This window comes from Agrobacterium sp. K11, from assembly GCF_059429395.1.
The window spans coordinates 625,313-647,777 of the sequence record NZ_JCAHRB010000002.1 but is presented as its reverse complement, the minus strand read 5'-3'; the positions used below and the strand labels follow the sequence as shown (position 1 = coordinate 647,777).

At 58.6% G+C, this 22,465-nt stretch carries 17 protein-coding genes; 4 read left to right on the top strand and 13 right to left on the bottom strand.

Annotated features, from left to right (window positions below):
• Positions 1 to 39 precede the first annotated feature (39 nt).
• Positions 40 to 1,035: a GDP-L-fucose synthase family protein gene (locus AC5SEO_RS04595; RefSeq protein WP_060642725.1), complete on the bottom strand. Its 996-nt coding sequence runs from the start codon at positions 1,033 to 1,035 to the stop codon at positions 40 to 42.
• Entirely contained in the window at positions 1,019 to 2,089 is a 1,071-nt protein-coding gene (gmd, locus tag AC5SEO_RS04590) for a GDP-mannose 4,6-dehydratase (RefSeq protein WP_019566379.1), read from the bottom strand. The genes AC5SEO_RS04595 and gmd overlap by 17 nt, the downstream gene beginning before the upstream one ends.
• A gap of 42 nt (positions 2,090 to 2,131) precedes the next feature.
• Here gmd and AC5SEO_RS04585 point away from each other — a divergent pair, with 42 nt between their 5' ends.
• Complete coding sequence (locus AC5SEO_RS04585; RefSeq protein ID WP_495363754.1) at positions 2,132 to 3,493, top strand: class I SAM-dependent methyltransferase; 1,362 nt, start codon at positions 2,132 to 2,134, stop codon at positions 3,491 to 3,493.
• 98 nt (positions 3,494 to 3,591) lie between these two features.
• On the opposite strand, the gene AC5SEO_RS04580 is transcribed toward AC5SEO_RS04585, so the two are convergent.
• Both AC5SEO_RS04580 and AC5SEO_RS04575 read right to left on the bottom strand, forming a co-directional pair.
• A complete protein-coding gene (locus tag AC5SEO_RS04580) occupies positions 3,592 to 4,485 on the bottom strand; it encodes a LysR family transcriptional regulator (protein ID WP_013761305.1) in 894 nt (297 codons plus the stop codon).
• A gap of 115 nt (positions 4,486 to 4,600) precedes the next feature.
• Positions 4,601 to 5,662 (bottom strand): alpha/beta hydrolase, encoded by a 1,062-nt coding sequence (locus AC5SEO_RS04575; protein ID WP_495363792.1) that lies wholly within the window; start codon positions 5,660 to 5,662, stop codon positions 4,601 to 4,603.
• A gap of 464 nt (positions 5,663 to 6,126) precedes the next feature.
• Between AC5SEO_RS04575 and AC5SEO_RS04570 the strand changes: the two genes are divergently transcribed.
• Positions 6,127 to 7,242 (top strand): MFS transporter, encoded by a 1,116-nt coding sequence (locus AC5SEO_RS04570; protein WP_111782697.1) that lies wholly within the window; start codon positions 6,127 to 6,129, stop codon positions 7,240 to 7,242.
• 25 nt (positions 7,243 to 7,267) lie between these two features.
• A complete protein-coding gene (locus AC5SEO_RS04565; RefSeq protein ID WP_236736254.1) occupies positions 7,268 to 7,711 on the top strand; it encodes a cyclophilin-like fold protein in 444 nt (147 codons plus the stop codon).
• 26 nt (positions 7,712 to 7,737) lie between these two features.
• Here the strand turns inward: AC5SEO_RS04565 and AC5SEO_RS04560 are convergent, their stop codons facing one another.
• Both AC5SEO_RS04560 and AC5SEO_RS04555 read right to left on the bottom strand, forming a co-directional pair.
• Positions 7,738 to 8,145, bottom strand: a complete 408-nt coding sequence (locus AC5SEO_RS04560) for a low affinity iron permease family protein (RefSeq protein ID WP_025596031.1) — start codon at positions 8,143 to 8,145, stop codon at positions 7,738 to 7,740.
• Between the two features lie 231 nt (positions 8,146 to 8,376).
• The gene (locus tag AC5SEO_RS04555) at positions 8,377 to 10,323 is read right to left on the bottom strand and encodes an ABC transporter ATP-binding protein/permease (protein ID WP_111782641.1); all 1,947 of its coding nucleotides are present in this window, start codon (positions 10,321 to 10,323) and stop codon (positions 8,377 to 8,379) included.
• 345 nt (positions 10,324 to 10,668) lie between these two features.
• Between AC5SEO_RS04555 and AC5SEO_RS04550 the strand changes: the two genes are divergently transcribed.
• Positions 10,669 to 12,447: a diguanylate cyclase gene (locus AC5SEO_RS04550; protein ID WP_495363753.1), complete on the top strand. Its 1,779-nt coding sequence runs from the start codon at positions 10,669 to 10,671 to the stop codon at positions 12,445 to 12,447.
• 66 nt (positions 12,448 to 12,513) lie between these two features.
• On the opposite strand, the gene AC5SEO_RS04545 is transcribed toward AC5SEO_RS04550, so the two are convergent.
• The 7 genes from AC5SEO_RS04545 to AC5SEO_RS04515 form a co-directional block, all read right to left on the bottom strand.
• Positions 12,514 to 13,191 (bottom strand): ROK family protein, encoded by a 678-nt coding sequence (locus tag AC5SEO_RS04545; protein WP_025596028.1) that lies wholly within the window; start codon positions 13,189 to 13,191, stop codon positions 12,514 to 12,516.
• A gap of 35 nt (positions 13,192 to 13,226) precedes the next feature.
• On the bottom strand, positions 13,227 to 14,597 hold the full coding sequence (gene zwf / locus AC5SEO_RS04540; protein ID WP_174011836.1) for a glucose-6-phosphate dehydrogenase: 1,371 nt from the start codon (positions 14,595 to 14,597) through the stop codon (positions 13,227 to 13,229).
• Between the two features lie 11 nt (positions 14,598 to 14,608).
• Entirely contained in the window at positions 14,609 to 15,613 is a 1,005-nt protein-coding gene (gene gnd / locus AC5SEO_RS04535; protein ID WP_013761314.1) for a phosphogluconate dehydrogenase (NAD(+)-dependent, decarboxylating), read from the bottom strand.
• 36 nt (positions 15,614 to 15,649) lie between these two features.
• Positions 15,650 to 18,055 (bottom strand): glucan 1,4-alpha-glucosidase, encoded by a 2,406-nt coding sequence (locus AC5SEO_RS04530; protein WP_162716294.1) that lies wholly within the window; start codon positions 18,053 to 18,055, stop codon positions 15,650 to 15,652.
• 346 nt (positions 18,056 to 18,401) lie between these two features.
• Positions 18,402 to 19,799, bottom strand: a complete 1,398-nt coding sequence (locus AC5SEO_RS04525; RefSeq protein ID WP_025596024.1) for an FGGY family carbohydrate kinase — start codon at positions 19,797 to 19,799, stop codon at positions 18,402 to 18,404.
• Positions 19,799 to 21,061 (bottom strand): NAD(P)/FAD-dependent oxidoreductase, encoded by a 1,263-nt coding sequence (locus AC5SEO_RS04520; RefSeq protein ID WP_174011840.1) that lies wholly within the window; start codon positions 21,059 to 21,061, stop codon positions 19,799 to 19,801. Before AC5SEO_RS04520 ends, AC5SEO_RS04525 begins: the two co-directional genes overlap by 1 nt.
• Positions 21,058 to 22,455 (bottom strand): NAD(P)/FAD-dependent oxidoreductase, encoded by a 1,398-nt coding sequence (locus AC5SEO_RS04515; RefSeq protein ID WP_025596022.1) that lies wholly within the window; start codon positions 22,453 to 22,455, stop codon positions 21,058 to 21,060. The genes AC5SEO_RS04520 and AC5SEO_RS04515 overlap by 4 nt, the downstream gene beginning before the upstream one ends.
• Positions 22,456 to 22,465 lie beyond the last annotated feature (10 nt).

The following is a 22,465-nucleotide window of genomic DNA, read 5'->3' as shown; positions in this document are numbered from 1 at the left end:
CGGCAAGCAAAATCGATGATATCAGGGCATTTGGCGATCTCATCTTGCCGCTTGTCGTAACATATCCGATTGCAGCGACTTCGGGTGTCGCCACCACTCATACAAATCCTGAATTCCGTATCTGAGTTCGACCGTCGAGTTCCAGCCAAGCGCGTTGAGCCGCGAGCAATCGAGCAGCTTTCTGGGGGCTCCATCCGGTTTGCTGGTGTCAAAAACGATCTGCCCATCGTAGCCGACGATACCGGCAATCAGATGGGCGAGATTGCGGATGGATATCTCCCGCCCCGAGCCGATGTTGATCAGCGGAAAATGCGCCGATGATTTCATAAGGAAGCAACAGGCATCCGCCAGATCGTCCACATGGAGAAACTCACGCAGAGGACTGCCCGTACCCCACAGAACAATCTTGTTCTGACCGCTGATTTTTGCTTCATGCATTCTCCTGATCATCGCAGGAATGACGTGTGAACTTTGCGGATCGAAATTGTCGTTCAGCCCGTAAATATTGGTCGGCATGACGGAGACGCAATTCAGGCCGTACTGACTGGAGTAGAATTGGGAAAGCTTGAGCGCCGCGATCTTCGCAATCGCGTAGGCCTCGTTGGTCGGCTCCAAAGGGCCTGTCAAAAGGGAATTTTCCGTGATCGGCTGCGCTGCGAATTTCGGATAGATGCAGCTAGATCCCATCCAGAGAAGCTTTTCAACACCGATATCGGCAGCCGATTTCATGATATTCATCGAAATTAGCGTATTGGTGTAAAGAAAGTCCGCCGGATAGGCCGCATTTGCTGCGATGCCTCCAACCTTGGCGGCAGCAACAAAAATGACCTCAGGTCTTGCCGCCGCCATCCATTGCTCCGTCTCGTACTGTCGGGTCAGATCAAGCTCGCTGCGAGAGACTTTGAGAATTTCGCAATTTTCGCGCTGGAGACGTCGCACGAGTGCCGAGCCGACCATTCCGGTATGGCCGGCAACCCAGACGCGCTTGCCATTCAAGCTGAACGGGATTTCCTGCGATTTATGCGACGAATTCATTTCTTCCCTCTTCCAACATCACGAGGCGAAGATCCGCTTCGACCATTTCCTGAACGAGGTCGCAAAAGGAAGTCGAGTGGCTCCAGTTGAGTTTCCTGCGCGCCTTGCTGGGGTCGCCGAGAAGAAAATCCACTTCCGCCGGACGAAAATATCTGGGATCGATTTCGATGATCGTATTGCCGGTTTTGGCGTCGTATCCCACTTCGTCACTGCCATCGCCGTTCCACTCGATGGTCTTGCCGACTACGCCGAAAGCAAGCTCAACGAATTCCCGCACCGTATGTGCCTCGCCGGTTGCGAGCACATAGTCCTCGGGTATTTCCTGCTGCACGATGCGCCACATGCCTTCAACATAATCGCGCGCATGCCCCCAGTCCCTCTTTGCGTCGAGATTGCCAAGACGCAGCTTGCTCATGAGGCCGCGTTCGATGGCGGCAACGCCGCGCGTGATTTTCCGCGTGACGAATGTCTCCCCGCGAATGGGGCTCTCATGGTTGAAGAGAATGCCGTTGGATGCGTGAAAGCCGTAACTTTCCCGGTAATTGACCGTCATCCAGTATGCGTAGAGTTTTGCCGCAGCATAGGGGCTTCTCGGATAGAACGGCGTACCCTCGTGCTGAGCAACAGTGCCCATCCCCCCGAACAGCTCCGATGTGGACGCCTGATAAAACCGGCAACGGTCTCCGAGGTTCAGAATGCGCATGGCCTCCAGCAGCCTCAGCGTGCCAAGCGCATCCGCATTTGCCGTATATTCCGGCGTCTCGAAGCTGACCTGGACATGGCTTTGGGCGCCGAGATTGTAGATCTCGTCGGGCTGGACCTCCTGAATGACCCGGCACAGGTTCGTGGCGTCCGTCAGGTCACCGAAGTGAAGACGAAAGCGAAGGTTTTCCTCGAAGGGATCTTGATAAAGATGATCGATCCGGCCGGTATTGAATGAGGAGGACCGCCTTTTCAGGCCGTGCACAATATATCCCTTGGCAAGTAGCAATTCACTGAGATACGCGCCGTCCTGCCCGGTTACGCCGATAATCAAGGCTCTCTTGTCTACCATCCACCACATCTCCCAGCGGTTCCGGCCCCGGATGGCGCCTCCTTGAAAGGTATAACGAGGCCCTGCGCATCGGCAGCATACCAAAAGGGAGAGGACGGCCGGTCAGAACTGGCTGATTCACCGTCCACCACGTCGACATCTGCCTTTAAGAGGAGGCAGGGTGGGTATCCCCGCTTCCGACTTAAGCCTTTTGGTCGAGTTGCAGGTCACGTAGGCCGTGCCAGACTTCAAAAATACAACGCCGGGTCGCGCACGATCTTTACGATAACAGGTAGCGCGAGACGACATCATCTACGGTTCATGGAGGCGGATTGGATGGGTACGTTCGCGACGACTTACGAAAAAATGCAGAACTTCAACTGGCTGACGCGCTTTCTGCATGCAGGCCGCTATCGAAAGCTGCTCGAGGTCCTCGAAACAGTGCAGAAGGACGTCGGCAATCGGAAGGTCAGAATACTGGATATCGGCTGCGGCCCCGGAACCGCGGTCGGACATATTCTGGAAAAATTCGACGTTGAATACGTCGGTATCGACTACGATCCAATCTTCATCGAGGCCGCGCGCAATCGCTACAGCAACTACGAAAACTGCCGTTTCATCGTCGGCGACGCCACCGACGAGAGCCTTTACGAAACGATCGAGGCCGACATCGTCATCGCGCTGGAAACGCTTGAACATATCCACCTCAACCGCACCGTCCGTGTGATCGAGCACGTCTGCGCGATCGTTCGTCCCCGCATTTTCCTGGTTACGGTACCCGTCGAAGTCGGGCCAGCCGTATGGATCAAGAACTGGGGTTCGGCCCTCATGGGCTACAACCGGCAATCCGGCAATCTGAAAGAGACTTTTTGGGCAGGCTTATACCGGCTGGACCGGGTGCCCGCGCACCATACGTCACACCAGGGCTTCGACTGGCGGTGTCTGGCGCAGCTTATCCGCGTCAACGCGCCCCTGCGCGAAATCCGCAGCCTGCCGTTTTCTTTTGTTCCACGCTTTCTCAGTCCGAACGTCGCGCTGATCGCCGAGCCGGTAAAATCGAGGATCGATCTGGCAAACGATGACCCCGAGGCATGGAAGATCAACCATGGCCAGACAACCTGGAACCAACAGCATATTGTCGAAGGTGCCGTTGCAACCGATGCTGCTCGCCACGCCAAGTCCTCGTCAACATGGTCGATGCGCCTCAAAGGATTACTGGGAATGGCCCTCGCCACCATGCCATTTGCCTGGCATCGCTGGTCCTACATTTCCATTTCGCCAGGCGAACTGCATTCATCGCATTTCCTGCTGACGATCGACAAACACTTGCTGCGGCCTCATCAACCGATGGAAGGCGACATTATCGTCCTTGCGGGGCAAGCCATTGTTCAACGCATTTCTGAAGCCAGCTATCTTCTGATCTAGGATCAGGACTTGTCAGCCGGAGCGAGCGCAGAGAAGACGAAAGTCGGACATGGATCGTTCCGGGTTGCGGACATCCACAGGGGGACCGCCAACGCCCGTCAAACCCGATATCGCAGGGCCTCCAAAACCCTGACGAACGCCGGTGATGCCTGGCGACGGCTGGGGTAATACAGGTAATATCCGTCCCAGGGCGGGGAATATTTCTGCAGCACGCGAACCAGCCGGCCGTCTGCGACATAAGGAAGGATCATTTCCTCCGGGATGTAGGCAAGCCCGAAGCCGTCAAGCGCGGCTTCCAGCGAATTGAAACTGTTGTTGAAGGCGAGCTGGCCATCGACCTTGATCTTGATCTCGCGGCCCTTGTCCTCGAACTCCCATACATAAAGGCCGCCGGCACTCGGCAGCCGGAAGTTGATGCAATCATGGCCGACCAGGTCCTTGGGATGCCTCGGGTGTGGTCGGTTCTTGAAGTAGGCGGGCGATCCGACGACAGCGAGACAAAAGTCGGGACCTATCCTTGCGGAGATCATGTCTTTCGCGAGATGTTCGCCCATACGCACCCCCGCATCATAACGCTCCGTCACGATGTCGGTCAGTCCGTTGTCGAGGATTAGCTCGACCTTGATGTCGGGATATTGAGGCAAAAATTTCCTGAGTTTGGGCCAGAGGACATAGGTGATCGCGTACTCGGCGGCGACGATACGGATCGTTCCCGCCGGCTTTTCCCTCAGTTCGTTCAACGCGTCGACATGCGCTTCGATCTCGTCGAAATGTGGACCGATCCCGTTTAGCAGCCGTTCGCCCGCCTCCGTCGGCGAAACCGCTCTGGTCGTCCGCATCAGGAGACGCACGCCCAACCTGGCTTCAAGCTGGCGAAGTGTGTGGCTCAATGCTGACTGCGATACGCCCAGCTTCGCCGCAGCCCGGGTAAAGCTCTGTTCTCGGGCAACAGCAATGAAAGCTGCAAGATCGTTGACGGTATCGCGTGCCATTCATGAGCCTCCTGCATCCAGACCTGTTGATTATGGCATAATGCTCATGTCGCACTAACGGAAAAAGAGCCCGCTTCGGCCGGGCTCCTGAGCTGTTACGTCACTGCAGGACGTATCAAGCCGACAGGTGCTGCTCAAAGAAGCTGGCGAGCTTGGTGAAGGGGATCACATCCATCTTGTCATAGAGGTCCGTGTGGCTGGCGCCGGGAATGACATGGAGTTCCTTCGGTTCGGCCGCCGCTGCATACGCGGTCTCCGCGAAATAGAGAGAATGGGCATTCTCGCCATGAATGAATAGAACCGGGCGCGGCGAAATTTCCGCGATGTAGCTCAGGATCGGCATGTTCATGAACGAAATTGGCGTTGTCTGCGACCAGGCGTTACGGGAGTTGACCGCCCGCTTATGATAACCGCGTGGTGTCGAGTAGTAGTGGTGATAATCGACCATGAACTGCGGCGCGTCGGGTCCGACTTCCGCGTTGTAGGCCGCCTGATAGGCAGGTGTACCCTTTTCCGCATCGACCCACCGCTGGCGGCTCAACTGTTCCAGGCTCGCCGCGCGCTGCTCCAGCGTGACGCTGTCGTTGTAGCCCTTGGACATGACGCGGGTCATATCGTACATGGTGCTGGCAACCACGGCCTTCACACGCTTGTCCGAGGCCACGGCATTGAGCGCCATGCCACCCCAGCCGCAGACACCGATGACGCCGATCCGTTCGCGATCGACTTCGGGACGAAGGCCGATGTAGTCCACAGCCGCGCTGAAATCCTCGGTGTTGATGTCGGGAGACGCGATATTGCGCGGTTCGCCGCCGCTCTCACCTGTATAGGAAGGATCGAATGCCAGAGTGACGAAACCGCGTTCGGCCATCGTCTGTGCGTAAAGGCCGGACGATTGTTCCTTGACCGCGCCAAACGGTCCACTCACCACGATTGCGGGGTTTCCGACGCTGTTGCGGGTTTTGGGCATGTAGAGGTCGGCCGCCAGGGTGATGCCATAACGGTTTTTGAACGAGACCTTCTGGTGATCGACCTTCTCGCTCTTCGGAAAAACCTTGTCCCAGTCCTGCGTCATCTTCAATGTTTGCGCCTCTGCCTTCGAAACCGCCATCACTGACGCCGCGCCAATCGCGGCGATGCCGACGCCCGTAATCTTGAGAAGGCCGCGGCGGCCCATGTCTAGGCCCTCTCCCGTAGAAGCGTTTTCGTTCTGATTGCTCACTTCACTCTCCATTGTCGTTGCCGTGACGAGCGGCCGGTGGGCTGCTTTGAGGGGTGATGCAGCAGCGTCGCTCAAAAGATAGATCGGAGATTGTCGCGAGATTAGACCGCGGCGAAGGCATGCCGTCATGAGCGATATTCATGAATGAACCGAGCCCTTGCATCGACGTGGATAACGCGCAAGCAGGCCGGGCGCGGCTAAACAAGACCCTTTGATGAGCATCGTTCATGACTGCATCCCGTGACAGGCGGCTAATTGCAAGATGCTTCATGACTTATGTTCACCTCGCTGCCTCCCATCAGCAGCGGAAGACCGTTGAAGAAATAGTCAAGAAAAGCTGCCGTACCATGTCCATAGAAACTACAATTTCCACAGGGGAAGCCAGATCCCGATCCGCAAATTGGGGCGGTGTGTTGGCGATGACGCTCTGCGTTTTCGCCCTGATCGCGTCTGAATTCATGCCTCTCAGCCTGCTGACGCCGATCGCGGATGAACTGCGCATCAGCGAAGGATCGGCCGGACATTCGATCGCGATCTCCGGCGCTTTCGCCGTCGTCACGAGCCTCTTTGTCTCGTATCTCGCGGGAGAGTGGGACCGTAAGCTGCTGCTGCTTGCCCTGACGGCACTTATGGCCCTTTCTGGCGTGACCGTGGCGATCGCACCGAACTATGAAATATTCATGGTCGGGCGCGCGCTCATCGGGATAGTGATCGGTGGGTTCTGGTCCATATCGGTGGCGACCGCCATGCGTCTTGTACCGGAGCATCTCGTTCCCCGAGCGCTTGCAATCTTTAACAGCGGTAACGCGCTGGCAACTGTCGTTGCTCCTCCGCTCGGCGCGTTTCTCGGATCGATCATCGGTTGGCGAGGTGCCTTCTTCACTGTCGTCCCCGTCGCGGCGATCGCATTCCTGTGGCAGCTGGCAAGCCTCCCTTCCATGAAACCTCTCCCCGGGAAAACGTCAAAGAATGCATTCAGGTTACTGAACCGTCCTTTGATCGCTATCGGCATGGCATCGGTCTCGGTCTTCTTCATGGGCCAGTTCACACTGTTCACCTATGTCCGCCCGTTTCTCGAAACTGTGACACGAGTAGATATCTCGATACTCACCTCCATTCTTCTGGGCATCGGCGTTGCCGGCATCGTTGGCACCAGCCTTATCGGTTACTTTCTCGCCAACCGCCTGTATCGCGTTCTGATCGTCATCCCGGCTCTGATGGCGGTGACGGCCATGATACTTGCTGCCTTCGGCAACAGTCTCCCTGTCGTGGCGATAGCGCTTGCGGTCTGGGGAATGATCGCCACTGCAGCGCCAGTGGGTTGGTGGGCGTGGCTCGCCCGCTCACTGCCGCAGGATGCAGAAGCCGGAGGTGGTCTCATGGTTGCGGTCATCCAGCTTGCGATATCAGCCGGTGCGATAGTGGGCGGATTTCTTTACGACGCATCCGGCTACCGCATGACTTTCCTGGCAAGCGCAGGTTTGCTCCTGGCAGCGTCAGCGCTGGCATTCAAATCATCGAGAATATCCTCGTAAAGCAGTTTGGCATGAGAGCATTCCAATGATCGACCGGCGTCTATTTCTTGGGCTGGCTACCGCGGCCACAGCTTTCCCGTCCGCATTGTTCGGTCAGGCAACAAAAACGGAGGTATCCTTGATGAGTTTCCGAATGGCCTTTGGTGGTCACAGCATGACCGCGACCTTGTTTGACAACCCGTCCGCACGCGAGCTCATGAAAATGCTGCCGCTCGATCTCACGATCGAAGACTATTCGACCAACGAGAAAATCGCATATCTGCCTCGAAAGTTGACGCAGGTGACGGATAAGCCGTTCGATAACGCACGTCCCGGCGACATCGCTTATTACGCGCCATGGGGTAATCTGGTCTTCTACTACGACAGCTACCGATACTCGAAAGGGCTGATCCGCCTCGGACGTTTCGATGACGGCTTCGAGCCACTTTTGACCCGAGGCGAATTCTCTCTGCGCATAGAGCGCGCCTGACACGCGCCTGCCAAAGGTAAATGCCACTAACGTCGGGAAAGCAAGCGGGTCATGGCATGATGGGGTGCCGGCTTATCGCTATCCGGTCCGCTTTCCCTTTCGAGACGTGCACGAATCTTTTCGATTTCCTCTTCCGTGAGGTGCTCGATCCCAATGAAGTCACCGCGCGCCTGCTCCACCGCCCGCAGCAGCTCGTCCAGTTTTGCTTCCATCGCCGCGGAATCCCGGTTCTGTGAATTCTGCACGAGGAAAATCATCAGGAAGGTGACAATGGTCGTACCCGTATTGATGACCAGTTGCCAGACCTCCGAAAACCCAAACAGCGGTCCGCTTATCCCCCAGACGAGCACGGTTCCGAGAGCCACCATGAACGCCGTTGGAGAGCCGGAAAATGAAGCTATAGCGCTTGCGAAGCGAGTGAAGAATTTATTCATAACACGCTGCCCCTTGTTGCCATTTTAGGGATGCCAACTAACAAACAAAATGCACGATTGTTCCCGGGTGCCGTGACAGCAGAAGTTCCGATTTGCACTTCGATCCGCGGCAAGCCCTCATTTGTGTTCGTTCTCGCCAAAGTGGTCGGTGAATTCTCCCCAACGACAATGAGGCGGCCACCAACTCTCCTACCCCGGCATTCAAGCAGGTCAGCACAAGTGTCGGTGCCATCACCTCCGCTTGACTATTCTCCGAAGCATGGAGCCTCTCGCCTTGTGAGGAATGAGATCGATATCGCTGACAAGCTTTGCGCCCCCCTCCCGCCGTTCCAATGTGATCTTCCGGCTATGAAACGCTTCCAGTTCGGCACGATGCGCTACGCTTACGATCGTCGCATCGGGTAACTCATCAATTACCGTCTGCATCATCTTGTCCTGACTTTTCTCGTCCAGAGCCGCCGTCGCCTCGTCCATAACGATGATGTCGGGGGCGTTCAGCAACAGGCGTGCGAAGGTCAGCCGTTGTTTTTCGCCACCTGATAACGTCTGGTCCCACGGCGCCTCGTCTTCAATCTTGTCCTTGAGTTGACCCAGACCGACCTTGTCGAGAGCGGCCCCGATCTCTTCCGGCGTCCAGCTCTCGGCCGGTTGCGGATAGCAGACCGCCCGACGTAGCGTTCCGGCCGGAATATACGGCCGCTGCGGCAGCATGAACAATCGGCTGCCGGCGCGAAAATTGACGCTGCCTCCACCCCATGGCCAGAGACCGGAAATGGCCCGAACCAGTGTGCTTTTGCCCGAGCCCGATTCCCCCGCGACAAGCACTCTCTCACCCGCGCCGATCTCGACATCCGTCTCCTTGACGACGGCCGTTCCGTCACCGAGAGAAACGGACACATCCTTGAGGCTGAGTATTGTCTCGCCTTCCGTTTCGCCTCGCACGATCCGACCGAGCGTATCGCTCTTTTCGGCGCGCTCCAGGCCATCGAGCGACATCATCAGGGAGGCAACACGTCGCGCGCAGGCATTCCAGTCGGCCAGACGGGGATAGTTGTCGACCAGCCAGCCAAATGCGGATTGGACAATGGTGAAAGCGGAAGCAGCCTGCATTACCTCGCCAAGAGACATGCTTCCATCGAGAAACTTCGGCGCGCACAACAGAACCGGTACGACGGGGGCAATCAACATCGATCCATTCGATACGACCGTGGTGCGCATGTATTGCTGCGCCATGAGACGCCACTGCCGCCGGACATTGCCGAAGCGCTTGTCCAGATCGCTGCGCTCCTCGTCTTCGCCGCCAAGCAGGGCGATGCTCTCACCATTCTCCCTGACGCGCGTAAGCGTGTAGCGAAACTCCGCTTCAACCTGGTTCTTGACTTCGGAAACCTTGACGAAGTTCCGGGCAATGAAGGCGATGGAACTGGATGTGATGATTGCATAGATAACGGCCGCAATCACGAGAAAGCCGGGGATCGTGATCCAGACGCCCGCGATGGAGACCGTGAGAGCCCCACCAATCGTCCACAAGACAACGATAAAGGTAGAGGCAGACACGAATGCAGCGATGACACCTGAAACAAAATCCACCGGCGCCTCGGTGGCAATACGCATATCCTCCGAGAGCCTTGCCTCGGGGTTTTGATGGTCACCATCGATCAAATTGAGCTGATAATAGCGGCCATTCGCAATCCATCTCCCAACGAGCGCCTTTGTCAGCCAGGAACGCCAGCGCCGCTGAATGCGCATCCTGACATACACCTGCGAGGTCACGATAAAGACACTTCCCAGGACGAGCAGCGGAAAGACGGATCCAAGAAAATAGACCGTCGACGCGTCGCGTTTTTCAATCGCGTCAAAAATCCCGCGATTCCAGACGTTGATGCCATACTGGAAGCCGACATTTATGCCGATCATAGCCAGAAGCCCGAGCGAAAACAGCCAGGCCAGCCGATCGCCGCGACGGCTCCAGAAACCTCGCGCGCTGATCCAGAAACGCTTCAGCAGATATTTCCTGCGAGCCTCCTCTGCCTCCTCCGGCGTCAAGCCCAAAGCGGGTTCCATCTCCTCTGGCGGGAGCGGATCATCGTTTTCATGGGCATCGTTTTCGGATGCGGTTGGGGTGCCAGTCTCGTCGGCACCAACGACCGGCTTCGGTCCTGCGTCATTATCGATCATGGGCGCTAAACGAACAATGCGTCGAAAGGTTTCACGACTTTGTGATGCGTCGTGAAATATAATTCCGTTACTGCGCGGCGCTTTTCAAAAGGCTCTAAATACACGGCTTTCTGGCCCGCTGCCGACATACCGGAATTGCGCTAGCGGATATTCTGACCGTTGGTGGAGACGGTCCAGGTGCATCGCCATGGGGTGCCTGACTTAGCGCGCGGTGCGACAGATCATATTGACGGTTAACCGCGTGTTGACTTCCCGTTTGACGAGATGGCCTAACATAAGCAGACTCTGAAATTGGACCCCGCCGCACCCGGTTTTCATGCCGTGCGGCAAGCATACGGCGCCATCATGCGACTCAGTACCATCACGAACCTGGCTTATGCTGTCACCCTCGTGCTCACGACAGTATCGGCGACCACATTCATTCTATCGGCCAGAAGCGCTTCTCAAGAGCGGGTGGCAATCCAGAATCATCTCGAACTGACCGATCTCGCCGAAGAACTGGCGATCATTGCGGACGAGCGCACCGAGGAGGCGCGTCTTTACGTCATGCGGGGCGACGAGCAGCATCTCGCAAAATTCTACATCGACGAAGATCAGGAAAAGCACCTTGAAAACAGCCTGGACAAACTCGCAGCTCTTGGTGTTTCGCCGCAAGAGGCAGGCTCATTTCAGGACATACGAAAGAGCGCCGACGCACTGGACAAGATGGAGCGCGATGCAATCGGTTTCTATCGATCCGGCCGCCAGAACGATGCACAGCAGGTCCTGTTCGGCGATGAGCACTATCGACTGCATACGGACCTGCTGACAACCGTCGCGACGCTGAGAGAAGCCATTGCGGCCCGCTCGCAGGCAATTGTTGACCAGGCTAAAGACCGAAGCGATTTCTACGGATCGATCGCGAAGGTGATGCTTGCGCTCACCGCCCTCATGTTTGTGGCCGTACTCTATTTTGTCCTCAGCAGACGCGTTGCCTTGCCGCTTATCAAAATGAGCAACATCGTCACGCGCCTTGCTCGGCAGGATTACAGTATCGACCTGCCCGACGAAGGCCGGCGTGACGAAATCGGTGAAATGAACCAGGCTATCAGGATCTTCCGCAGCAACGGGCTGGAACGGGAACGGCTTGACGCGGAGCACCGCAGGAATCAACGCATCAAGGACCTGATCCTGCAGATGATGCATCGGATTCAGGCCTGCCAGAATCAGGAAGAATTGTCCGACGTCGTTTCGAAATTCATGCCGCAGATTTTCCCGGCCATTGCCGGCCGCCTGCTTGTTCTCAAGGAAAACAGTTCGGTTCTCCAATCGACCGGACAATGGTCCGATCCTTCGTTTTCCGCCCCGGAATTTTCGATAGACGATTGCTGGGCTCTCCGTCGCGGACGTCCCCACGCCAGCAACCCGGGCGGAGACGATGTTGTCTGCCGTCACCTACATGGCAGTTTCGGAACCGGCCTTTGCATACCACTCACCGCATTGGGAGACACCGTCGGCTTATTGTATCTTGAAATTCCGCAGAGTAGCGAGACGCTGGAGTTAGAGCGGCTATATCTCGAACTCCTCGCCGAAAATATAGGCCTTGCCGTTGCAAACCTCCAGCTTCGGCAGCGGCTGGTTGGCATGGCACGGCAAGACGCCCTGACTGGTCTTTTGAACCGTCGATCGCTTGATGAGACGCTGAACAGGCATATTGAAAAGCCAGCCAATTCTCTTGCGTGTCTGATGCTCGACATCGACCATTTCAAGCGCTTCAATGACCGGTTTGGCCATGATGCCGGAGATGCGGTGATGCAATATGTCGCCCAGGTACTGTCGGAAGCTGTCGGCGATCTGGGTGAACTATTCCGTTTCGGCGGCGAGGAATTCACCGTGCTCATGCCGGCTGGGGGCATTGAAGATGCCATCAAGGTTGCGGAGAAACTCCGGCACGCGGTCGAGCGCGCACCTTTCACCTACCGGGGCCGTCTCCTTGACTCGATCACCATATCCATTGGTATCGCAACGTCACCGGGTGCCGGAACCGTGAGCAGCGTCCTGGAACGGGCGGACGCTGCGCTTTTGAGCGCTAAGCAGACAGGCCGGAACAAGTGGGTGTCGGCCGAGAAGCCTCCAACCGATTAGGTAGAGGCTCCGCCGCGCCGATTGCGTGGTTATCGACGCAGCAGCCGACCTAGCATATTTGACCGGCTAGACGATGAGGTTCGGGTTCTTCCACAGCTGGAATCCGCCCTCGAAAGCAAGCGCATTGTCTCCGCGGCGGCATCCGGGCGGCAGGGTATCGAGTTTTTCGACATTACCGCCGCCGATGACCACCTCATCCGGTTCAAGGGCGGCAGTCAGACGCTTTACGACATCAGTGACGCGCTTTTGCCATTTGGCATTGCCCTTCTCTTCGCGATACGCCTCTCGGAGATAGTGCTCGTACGTTTTGCCCTTCCGATAGGGAAGATGAGCGATCTCCATGGGCTGGGCCACGTTTTCGACAATCATCGCAGCTCCCAGGCCTGTTCCGAGACCGAGAAACAACATGCGCCCGCCCTGATAGGAGCCGATTGCCTGCATCAGCGCATCGTTAACGATACGAACGGGGCAGCGGAAAGCGCCGGCGTAATCATAACCAACCCAGCCTGTACCCAGATTGACCGGTTCGCGAAGCGGTTTGTTGTGGACGACCGGACCGGGATATCCCATGGCGATGACGTCATAGGTCATGTCTTTCGCCATGGCGGTTACGGCGATGACCATTTCTGGCCCAGTCATCGCCTTGCCGCTTTCGACCTTGCGCTCGTCGCCACCGGCACTTGAGCGAATCTTGACGTGGCTGCCGCCGATATCGATCGCTAGTACGATCCGATCCTGTGTCATTGAACTACCGTCCGTGGTATTTGCCGGCATGGGCGTCACTCCGGATCGACCCAACCGCCGGGCGGCGCGAAACTCTCCATCTCGACCGGACCCCAGCTTCCTACGGCATAGCGTGGCGGCACGGCCGGGTCGTCGAGAATGGGCTCAACGATTCTCCATGCGAGTTCTGCCGCATCCTGACGGGTGAAAAGCTGGCGTTCGCCTTCCATCGCATCGCCGATCAGCCGTTCATAAGGCGCCATGTCGCCGATGCCGTCATCGACAGCACCCAGTTCCACCGCCTCGCCGAGCATACCGTCCCCGGCAGCCTTGCGGCGCGCGCCTATGCCGATGGCGATATCTGGCCCGAGCCGAAAGCGCACATAATTTGCGGCCGCCGTCTCAACATCGCCGAATAGCGCTATCGGCGGCCGCTTGAAGCGCACCACAACTTCGGTTGCATGGGCAGGCAGGTTCTTTCCGGCGCGGATGAAGAAAGGCACGCCGTTCCAGCGCCATGTGGCCACGCGAAACCGCACGGCGGCAAAGGTCTCGCGGCTCGAGCCGGACGCAACGCCGGGTTCGTCAAGGTAACCGTCGAACTGGCCACGCACCACATCCTCGCGGCTGAGCGGTGGCATGGCTTTGAGGATCTGCACTTTCTCATCGACAAGATCGTCCGAAGCGCTTGTTGCCGGTGGCTCCATGGCCAGTAGCAACAGCACGTTGATGAGATGGTTCTGGATCACATCCCGGATGCATCCAACCTCGTCATAAAACTTTCCGCGTCCCTTGATGCCAAAATCCTCGGCCATGGTGATCTGCACGCTTTCAACATGGTCGCGGTTCCAGACCGGTTCAAGAAACGCATTCGCGAACCGGAAATAAAGAAGGTTCTGAATCGCCTCCTTGCCGAGAAAATGGTCGATGCGAAAAATGGCGTCCTCTTCGAAAACCGCGTGCAGCGACTGGTTCAGCGCCTCCGCCGTGGCAAGATCGCGGCCGAACGGTTTTTCCACCATCAATCGTGCCGAGGCGGCTATCCCGGCCTTATCAAGCCCGGTCACGACGGTTTCAAACAGTGACGGCGGAATGGCGAGGTAATAAAGCGGATGACCGTGGTCACCGAGTGCGGCGCGCAGCTTTTCGAATGTCGCCTCGTTTCGGTAGTCGCCGGACACGTAATGCAGTTGAGAAGCGAATTTTTCGAAGACGGCTTCATCGATCTTGTCGACGTGGCTGGTAACCGCGTCGCGCGCCCTTGCGATCAACTGATCGCGCGACCAGTCATCGAAGGCGACACCGATGACTGGTGTTTGAAGCGCGCCGCGTTTCACCATGGCGTAAAGGGAAGGAAAGATCATTTTGTAGGCAAGGTCGCCGGTGGCACCGAACACTACGAGCACGTCCGATCGCTGCTTATCCATGGCCGGCGCCCTCATTTTGCTTTTTCCAGATGGCCACCAAAGGCGTTGCGCATGGCCGAGAGTACCTTGCCGGCAAACTCCGCCTCACCGCGTGAGGAGAAGCGCTCGAACAGGGCGGAAGCCAAAACAGGCGCAGGAACACCCGTTTCGACGGCCGCCTGAAGGGTCCAGCGCCCTTCGCCTGAATCTGACACCCGCCCGCCATACTGGTCGAGATGAGGGTCCTGCTTCAGCGCCTCCGCCGTCAGATCGAGCAACCACGAGCCGATGACAGACCCATGTCGCCAGACCTCCGTCACGGCAGGAAGATCGATGTCGAACTGGTAATATTGCGGGTGGGCGAGCGGCGCAGTTTCCGCATCGGCCTCCCGGTGCTGCGTGCCGGCATTCGCGGCCTTCAAGATATTCAGGCCTTCAGCATAGGCGGCCATGACACCGTATTCGATGCCATTGTGAACCATCTTGACGAAATGCCCTGCGCCTGACGGTCCGCAATGCAAATATCCCATTGGCGCCGTGCCGGTGACGGGATCGGCCGCGATGCCTTGGCCCGCACCGGGAGCGAGCGAAGCAAAAATCGGATCGAGCCGCTGCACAGCACCCAACGGGCCACCGATCATCAGAGAATAGCCGCGCTCCAGACCCCAGACGCCACCGGATGTACCGGTGTCGATGAAGTCGATGCTACGGGGCGCAAATTCCGCCGCCAAATCGATGGCATCCCGGTAGAAGGAGTTGCCGCCATCGATGATGGCATCGCCCGCCTGCAATCTGGCGGCAAAGTCACGAGCAATTTTCGGCGTTATTGCCGCCGGCAGCATTAGCCAGACGGCGCGTGGCGGTGACAGCTTCGCAACCAGGTCGTCTGGCGAGGTCGCGCCAACTGCGCCTTCCTTCACCAATGCTGCGACATTGTCGAGATTGACGTCGAAGACCACGCAATCATGACCCTGTTTCAGAAGACGGCGCACCATGTTTGCGCCCATTCGTCCAAGCCCAACCATTCCGATCTGCATGCTGACACTCCATTTGTCCAATGCGCGATATGTACTTCATTCGCCGAGGCGAACGGTGAAATCCTGGTTTTCCCAATTCCCTGTGTTTGGCCAAAAGAAAGTAAAAACGATTGCGTCGCCCGCCGCCATATCCTGAACGGGCAAGTCGACGAAATATGTGCCAAGGCCGGAAGCACTCGTTCTGGTGTCGCTGGTCGTCACCCAGCCATCCGCACTCCAGTGCACGACAGCATCATCCGTCAGTTCGAGCCGCAACATCTTGCCGGCCGGCATCCCGGCAATCTTGTTATTGAAACACCAGATCCGAAGGTGCGACGGCGTCTTGTTGAGGATGTAGCGCTCCACACCCTGCGGCGGCACGTCGAAAACGGAACCATCGGCAAGCGACCGCAGAAGTTTGATATGTTCAGCATGCGCCCAGACCAGCGGCATCGCACTTCCTGAGGGCTGGCCGTAGAAAAGCTCGTATTCGGGGATGTCGGGCTGGTCCCAGAGCTGCTCGGGGAAAAGGCCGTTCCCACCGGCCGATTTCTCCAGCGTTACCAGCAGCGCTTCGGCCACCTCCCGCCTTCCCGCAGCAAGCTCGTAATGGGCGCGTTCGCCGGTTAAAAGCGGCCATGGCCGCCCCTGCCCGGTGCCGTCGAATGCTGCTCCATCGGCGTGCTCACCATATCCATCGCCCGTATATCTATACCATACAGGCCCCTGCGGCAGATCGGCACGCAGGCAATGGTCGATTGCTTTGATCGTCGCGAGAATATGCGGATCGTCAGGCGCGCGCAGGCCGAAGCGAACAAGGGCAAGCGCATCGGGACTGATGACGTCGCTGGTCGGCAGCGTGGAACGGTCCGGCGTCTGGTTGCGGATGGGCGTATCGCCGAATGGTCGAGCTACGTCGGTCGCGTCAGGCGAAGCGATGCGAACATAGTGGCCGGAAATGCCAAGCGCGGCGCAGAATGTCTCGTCACCGGCAAAGGTCCATTGTTCGATCTGCTCGTTCCAGCAATCAGCCGTTTCCCGTAGATGCACGGCTTCGGCAGCATCACCGTCCATATCGATAAGGTCGGCAGCGGCAAGCAGCGCAGCGATCTCGACGGCAAGGGTGAAGGGACTGTAGCCGGCATCCTCTTCCCACCTGTCCTCACCGGTCGTCGGGCCGTTTGCCAGAATATAGGCCGCGGCGCGGTGGATCATCGGCATAAAATCCGCCCGCGTGGCATGATCCAGGTGACCATGTCGATGCAGCATATCCGCCAGCAGGATCGGAAAGGCGCATTCATCCATCTGGACGCCTGGCCAATAGGGTTTGCCATCCAGCCAGAGATTTTGCGGCCAGCGGCCCGATGGCTGCTGTACCTGACGAAGATAATTGAGGATCGCCAGCGCCTCGTGGTGATCGCCGGCCGCCAGAAATCCGCCGGCCGCTTCCACCAGATCGCGCGGCCAGACCAGGTGATAACCACCGAGATCGTCATCGCTCTTCGATGCTCCCCAAGGGATCGACAGGCTTGCAACAACAGCGCCCGGTCGGTCGGCGGCACGATGTGCGGCGAGCACTGCTGTCGACACCCGATAGGAATTGATGCCGTGATGCGTATCGCGGTCGAGCGTTTCCAGCCGGTCTTGCCAGTTGCGCCAGTTGGCAACGTAGGCCTCGTGCGCCCGTTCAAAGCCATGCTTCAGACTATAAACGGCCGCCGCAGCCGCTTCATATTCCGTCTCGCCAAAGCCGAGCGCCAATGTTGCCGCGCCATTGACATCACTGAAGTCGATCTCACCTGCCAGCGAGACATTTCCGTCATCGGCTCGCTGGTACTCTTCAACGATGCGTCCGTGCCGATGCAACTGCTGCCAACCATCGGAAACACCCACGAAACCGGCGCTGACTGCCCGCCAGGGCAGATCGCAGACAAGCGCAAGATATCGTGAACGGCCGGTCGCGAAGAGGACCTGATATCCCTCATAGTCGCCAATCCAAGCCGAGTTAAGATTGCCTGCATTGACGAGATGAGGTGCCAGCAGCGCAGTCACGCGATAATCCGAAATTTGTCCCTTCAGGGGAATGAACGAAAGCTGCTGAAGAACACTGGCCCGCGCGGGATCGCTGATCACCTGTTTCTCAATTCTGAACGAGCCATCCGTCGCCGTATTGGTAATGTGAAATGCCGGAATTCCACTTTTAAAAGGGCGGGTGACGGATACGCAGTCGCGTTTTTCTTCCGAAAAGTAACACTCAGGCCCAGTGACAACAAAACCGAGATCGCGGGTGCAGGCACTGTCTATCCTCGGATAATAGACCTCGTTCAGAATGCCGTGGCTGAGCGTGAACCAGATAGGCGATGCTTCCGACAGCGCAGTGCCGACCCCGTTTTTGGCGCTCGACGTCCAGCGCGCTTCTATGCCAGGCGCGCCCGGTGCAAAATCCAGTCCGGTGCGCATCATGAAATGTCTCGGTTACGCTGATGAGGCAGGCGAAAGTGGCGCGAATTGCAGTCCTGAACAGTCATGACGGGGTATCTCGACCTTGAACCAAGGCTCTGTTCCTGGATAACAACAGGAAACGGGCTTACCGGTTCCTTGCTCATATCCACAACGGATGCAGCCTCGCCATAAAGCTAGGTATTGGCGAACTGGTACACAACTAAAGATTTGGTAATTTAAGCCGCGCCGCGCGTTGGAGGTTTTGGGTTGCAGGACCAACACGCTCAGCCACCGAGCCGCCGCTAGAGCGGGCGGCCGTTGTGGATCACACCGATATTGCCGATGAACCGGCTATTCCAAGTGGATATCAACCGCCCGACCAGCCCCTTGCGTTGCCTATGGCGCGTGAGAAGCGAGCGTGATCCGCTTCTTCGACCGATCCGTCGGGTTTGAATATCTCGGCATCTTTTCGCATGGCGGTTACATCGATATCGCACAGTTCCGCGAGACCAAGCGCCGTCAACTCGCGCATGGCCGGAACGCAGATGGTCCGACCACTGGCAGCGGCCAGGAAACGGGCGAAATAGCGACTGTTCGACAGGCCGCCATCTATCGAAATCGTATCGCCGATGGGAACGAAAGTCTGCGCGGCTTCGATCAACCGAACCGTCAGCAAGGCAATGCCCTCAAGCAGGGCGCGCACCATGTCACTCCGCGCCGTTGCGTGGTCCATGCCGATGAAAAGCGGTACGGCCTGTCTATCCCAATATGGCGCAGCAAGGCCTGAAAATGCAGGCACGAACACCAGTCCACGACGAACGGCCGATGAACCCTCAAAACCGTCAAGTTCGGTATTGTCAACATAAAGGCCGATCTTTCGCGCCCATTCCAGCGCGGCACCGGCGTCATAAACCCCGCCTTCGATGGCGAAAACGGCTGCGCCGCCTTGCTTCTGCCAGCCAATGGTGGGCAGAAGCTCCCCCGCCAACGGGCGTTCGTGACCAGCGATGGCCAACAGGAAGGCGCCCGTGCCGAAGGTTATCTTACAATCGCCCGGTTTGCGGCAACCGTGCCCATAAAGCGCCGCCTGCTGATCGACGATGGAAACGCGAATGGGCGTTCCCTCGATAGAACCGAAGCCGCCATTAACAGGACCGATTGCGGGCAGGCAATCCAGCGGCACCCCATGAAGAGCGCAGAGTTCCGGGCTCCAGGCACCGGTTGCCAGATCAAGCAGTCCCGTCCGCGAGGCCGTTGCAAGGTCGGTGCGGAAACAGCTTGCAAGCCGATCCAGAAAGAATGCGTCGGTTGTGCCCAGGCGTAACCGCCCTTCGGCTCTCGCCCGTGCCACCGCCGGATTGTGCCTTAGCAACCACGACAGTTTGCTTGCCGAAAAATAGGGATCGAGCGGCAATCCGCAAATCTCTTTCGATCGTTCCGCAGCTGATTGGGGCAAAGCGGCCAGGGCTTCGGCGGTGCGGGCATCCTGCCAGACGATGACCGGCGACAGCGCTTCCCCACTCTCGGCATCCCACGCCAGGCAACTCTCGCCCTGGTTGGCGATCGCGATCGCATCTACCGGCCCGGCATCTGCCAGTACCGCGCGGATGTTGCGCAACAGCTCTTCCGGATCATGCTCCACACGGCCGGGGTTTGGATAGAACTGTGCATGACGCAGGCTTGAGACGAGTTGCGCCGTGCCACCGTCGCTTATCACAAGGCATCGGGTCGACGTCGTTCCCTGATCGATCGCCGCTATGCGCATCAATTCGTCTCCTGAAAGTGAAAGGCAATCTGGGTCGCCTCAATGGCGGCGCGGGGAATGGGCACAAGCACACGGCGTTCCGGCAGCCATCGGCCGGACTTGCTCCACACTTCGGTTCCATCAAGATGAAGCGAAAGCCTGCCTTGAACACGTCTGATGAAGCGCAGCTGAAAATCGAGAAAAGCCGGCCGGTCAAGTCCCCCCGATCGCACCATGGTGGGTACCGCGAGTTTGAGCGGGTCGGCGAAAGCGATACGCACTGCCTTTGCGTTGCAGGGTTCGCGGGTGAGATCGTCGGCAACGGCAGCACCCACGCGGCGGCCTTCGCGAAACGACCAGCCACCCGTTTCCACGGCCCGCAATACGTTCCCCGTAGCGAAGAACATCGGGTTGGCCATCCGGCCGTCCTGATCGATCGTAGGGCCATCGCTGCCTGCCGCCACATCAACAGGGGATGCGTCCAGAAGCGTTGCCTCCGGCGTGAACCGCCCGGTGAGGAGAACACCATCGCACTTGACGGTGAGGATACGGCCATCTGTCAGCCGGATGTCGGCCTCCTCGACACGACCGCTCCCACGAATGTCCACAAGTGTTGCGCGGCAATAAAAGGGCACTCCGACCAATCGCGGAAACCACCGGAAAAGCGACCGCGCCAGCGGTTCCGGCTCAGGCTCGATCATCGCCACCGGCCGCGCGCCATGCGTCAGGCACGTGAGAAGCGCGGAAAAGGAAACCAGTTCCGAACCAAGGATAAGCGGCCGGCGAAAGGGCATGATGCCGTGAAAGGCGACATAGGATTGCAGCGTGCCAGTGGTGATCACTCCCACCGGCCGGTCGCCCGGCAGGAGCCGCGCTGAGCGTGGTTTTTCCCGCGCGCCGGTCGCCAGCACAACGCGCCGGGCCTTCAACGTCTCCACGCGGCGCGCAGACGTAACCAGCAGCGTACCGTCCTGTCCGAGTTCCACCACGGAATGACCGGTGCGGACATCAACGCCCGCATCCTGCACCTGCCGCTGCAGACGTCGCGCATAGGCCGGGCCGAAATAAACGCGTCCGAATTCGCGCATGCCGAAAGGCGAATGTGTGCAATGACGGGGTACGCCGCCAAGGGCTGGCTCACGCTCGAGGATCGTCACACGCGCAACGCCGCGTGCTTTTAGCTCCAGCGCTGCCGCCACGCCCGCCGGGCCGCCGCCGACCACGATTACATCTGCATCCGGAACGTTTTTTTGCATCTGCTGAAAAGGCTTCCGGGAGCTCATCGATCGTCTCCCGGACGGACCGCAAGCGGTACAGCCAGACGGTCGCCCGTCATCGCGGCCAGCCGGGCGTTGCAGTAAAATCCCTGACAGCGCCCCATGCCGGCGCGGGTGCGCCGCCGCAGACCTCCGAAATCACCCGGCGGCACCGGGCTGGAAAATGTCGCCTCGATCTCACGGCGGGTGACAAGCTCGCAATGGCAGACGATTTCGCCATGATCAGCGCGCTGCCAGTCCCGCTCGCAGGTTTCGCTCAGGTTCGGCATCGTCACATGAGGCACTGCGGGCGGGGGCATGAAGCGCGTGCCGAAACTTTCGTGAAGCGCCAGAGCGTGCTGCGCCAGACCAAGTGCCGCACTGAGACCGGTGGATCGCACGCCGCCAAGCGTGATCGCGCGCCGGTCCGGCCGTGCGGAAATCCGGTAATGTTTCTTCTCGGAGGCCGGGCGCAAGCCGGCATAGATAGCGGTCACGGGAATGGAGGCGAGTGCCGGAACGATCTCCCTGCCGCGCGTCAGCAGCGCTTCCAGCGCCGCCGTTTCTACCGTCGCACGCTCGCGGTCATCCTGTTCTTCCGCCGTCGGGCCGATGAGAACGTTGCCGAAGGCGGTTGGACACACAACGATGCCCTTGGTGATTTCGGTGGGAACGGGCAGGACGATGCGCGGCACGTGCCGGCGGGCGGCCTTGTCGAGAACAACGAATTGTCCCTTGCGAGGCTTGATGGTGAAGTCTGGGACAAGCCCCAGCCGCGCATCAACGATATCGCCGAACAATCCGGACGCATTGACAACGCTTGCCGCAAGGATCGGACCCGCCGTCGTCTCTATCCGCCACGCGCCATCAAACGCACCGGACAGGACTTCGGCGTTGCGCACCAGCTGCGCGCCAAGCGCCACCGCTTGCGTAAGATAGCCCAGCGGCGCGGACCAGGGATCGATGACATGTTCACCCGGAACTTCGAGTGCTGCGACAAGACGGTCGGACAAGCCGGGCATGGATTCCCGGGCCTGCCGGGCCGTGAGCAGACCGAGCTCGGAAATGCCGTTGCGTCGCCCCTGCTCGGCGATCGCCTCCAGGCTTTGCGCCTCGTCGGGATTCCACGCACAGACCAACGCGCCGGTTTCAACGAGGCTAAGGCCCATCTGCCTGTGGATGGACAGATATTCTGCCCGACCCGCCTTCACCAATTCCAGCTCCAGACTGCCTTCGGGCGCATCGAAGCCGGTGTGGAGGATAGCGCTGTTAGCCTTCGATGCCCCGGAAAGAATATCGGACCCCTTCTCGACGATCACGACCTTCGCACCAGCCAGTGCGAAACGACGGGCAACCGCGCAACCGACCACCCCGGCACCGATGACGGCGACGTCGAATGCTGTGGAGAGGCTCTGGACCATGGACTTGCCT

Coding starts and splice junctions, on each gene's coding strand:
- AC5SEO_RS04595 (WP_060642725.1), bottom strand. CDS start 1,035: ATGAATTCGTCGCATAAATCGCAGGAAATCCCGTTCAGCTTGAATGGC.
- gmd (WP_019566379.1), bottom strand. CDS start 2,089: ATGGTAGACAAGAGAGCCTTGATTATCGGCGTAACCGGGCAGGACGGC.
- AC5SEO_RS04580 (WP_013761305.1), bottom strand. CDS start 4,485: ATGGCACGCGATACCGTCAACGATCTTGCAGCTTTCATTGCTGTTGCC.
- AC5SEO_RS04575 (WP_495363792.1), bottom strand. CDS start 5,662: ATGGGCCGCCGCGGCCTTCTCAAGATTACGGGCGTCGGCATCGCCGCG.
- AC5SEO_RS04570 (WP_111782697.1), top strand. CDS start 6,127: ATGACGCTCTGCGTTTTCGCCCTGATCGCGTCTGAATTCATGCCTCTC.
- AC5SEO_RS04565 (WP_236736254.1), top strand. CDS start 7,268: ATGATCGACCGGCGTCTATTTCTTGGGCTGGCTACCGCGGCCACAGCT.
- AC5SEO_RS04560 (WP_025596031.1), bottom strand. CDS start 8,145: ATGAATAAATTCTTCACTCGCTTCGCAAGCGCTATAGCTTCATTTTCC.
- AC5SEO_RS04555 (WP_111782641.1), bottom strand. CDS start 10,323: ATGATCGATAATGACGCAGGACCGAAGCCGGTCGTTGGTGCCGACGAG.
- AC5SEO_RS04550 (WP_495363753.1), top strand. CDS start 10,669: ATGCGACTCAGTACCATCACGAACCTGGCTTATGCTGTCACCCTCGTG.
- AC5SEO_RS04545 (WP_025596028.1), bottom strand. CDS start 13,191: ATGACACAGGATCGGATCGTACTAGCGATCGATATCGGCGGCAGCCAC.
- zwf (WP_174011836.1), bottom strand. CDS start 14,597: ATGGATAAGCAGCGATCGGACGTGCTCGTAGTGTTCGGTGCCACCGGC.
- gnd (WP_013761314.1), bottom strand. CDS start 15,613: ATGCAGATCGGAATGGTTGGGCTTGGACGAATGGGCGCAAACATGGTG.
- AC5SEO_RS04530 (WP_162716294.1), bottom strand. CDS start 18,055: ATGATGCGCACCGGACTGGATTTTGCACCGGGCGCGCCTGGCATAGAA.
- AC5SEO_RS04525 (WP_025596024.1), bottom strand. CDS start 19,799: ATGCGCATAGCGGCGATCGATCAGGGAACGACGTCGACCCGATGCCTT.
- AC5SEO_RS04520 (WP_174011840.1), bottom strand. CDS start 21,061: ATGAGCTCCCGGAAGCCTTTTCAGCAGATGCAAAAAAACGTTCCGGAT.
- AC5SEO_RS04515 (WP_025596022.1), bottom strand. CDS start 22,455: ATGGTCCAGAGCCTCTCCACAGCATTCGACGTCGCCGTCATCGGTGCC.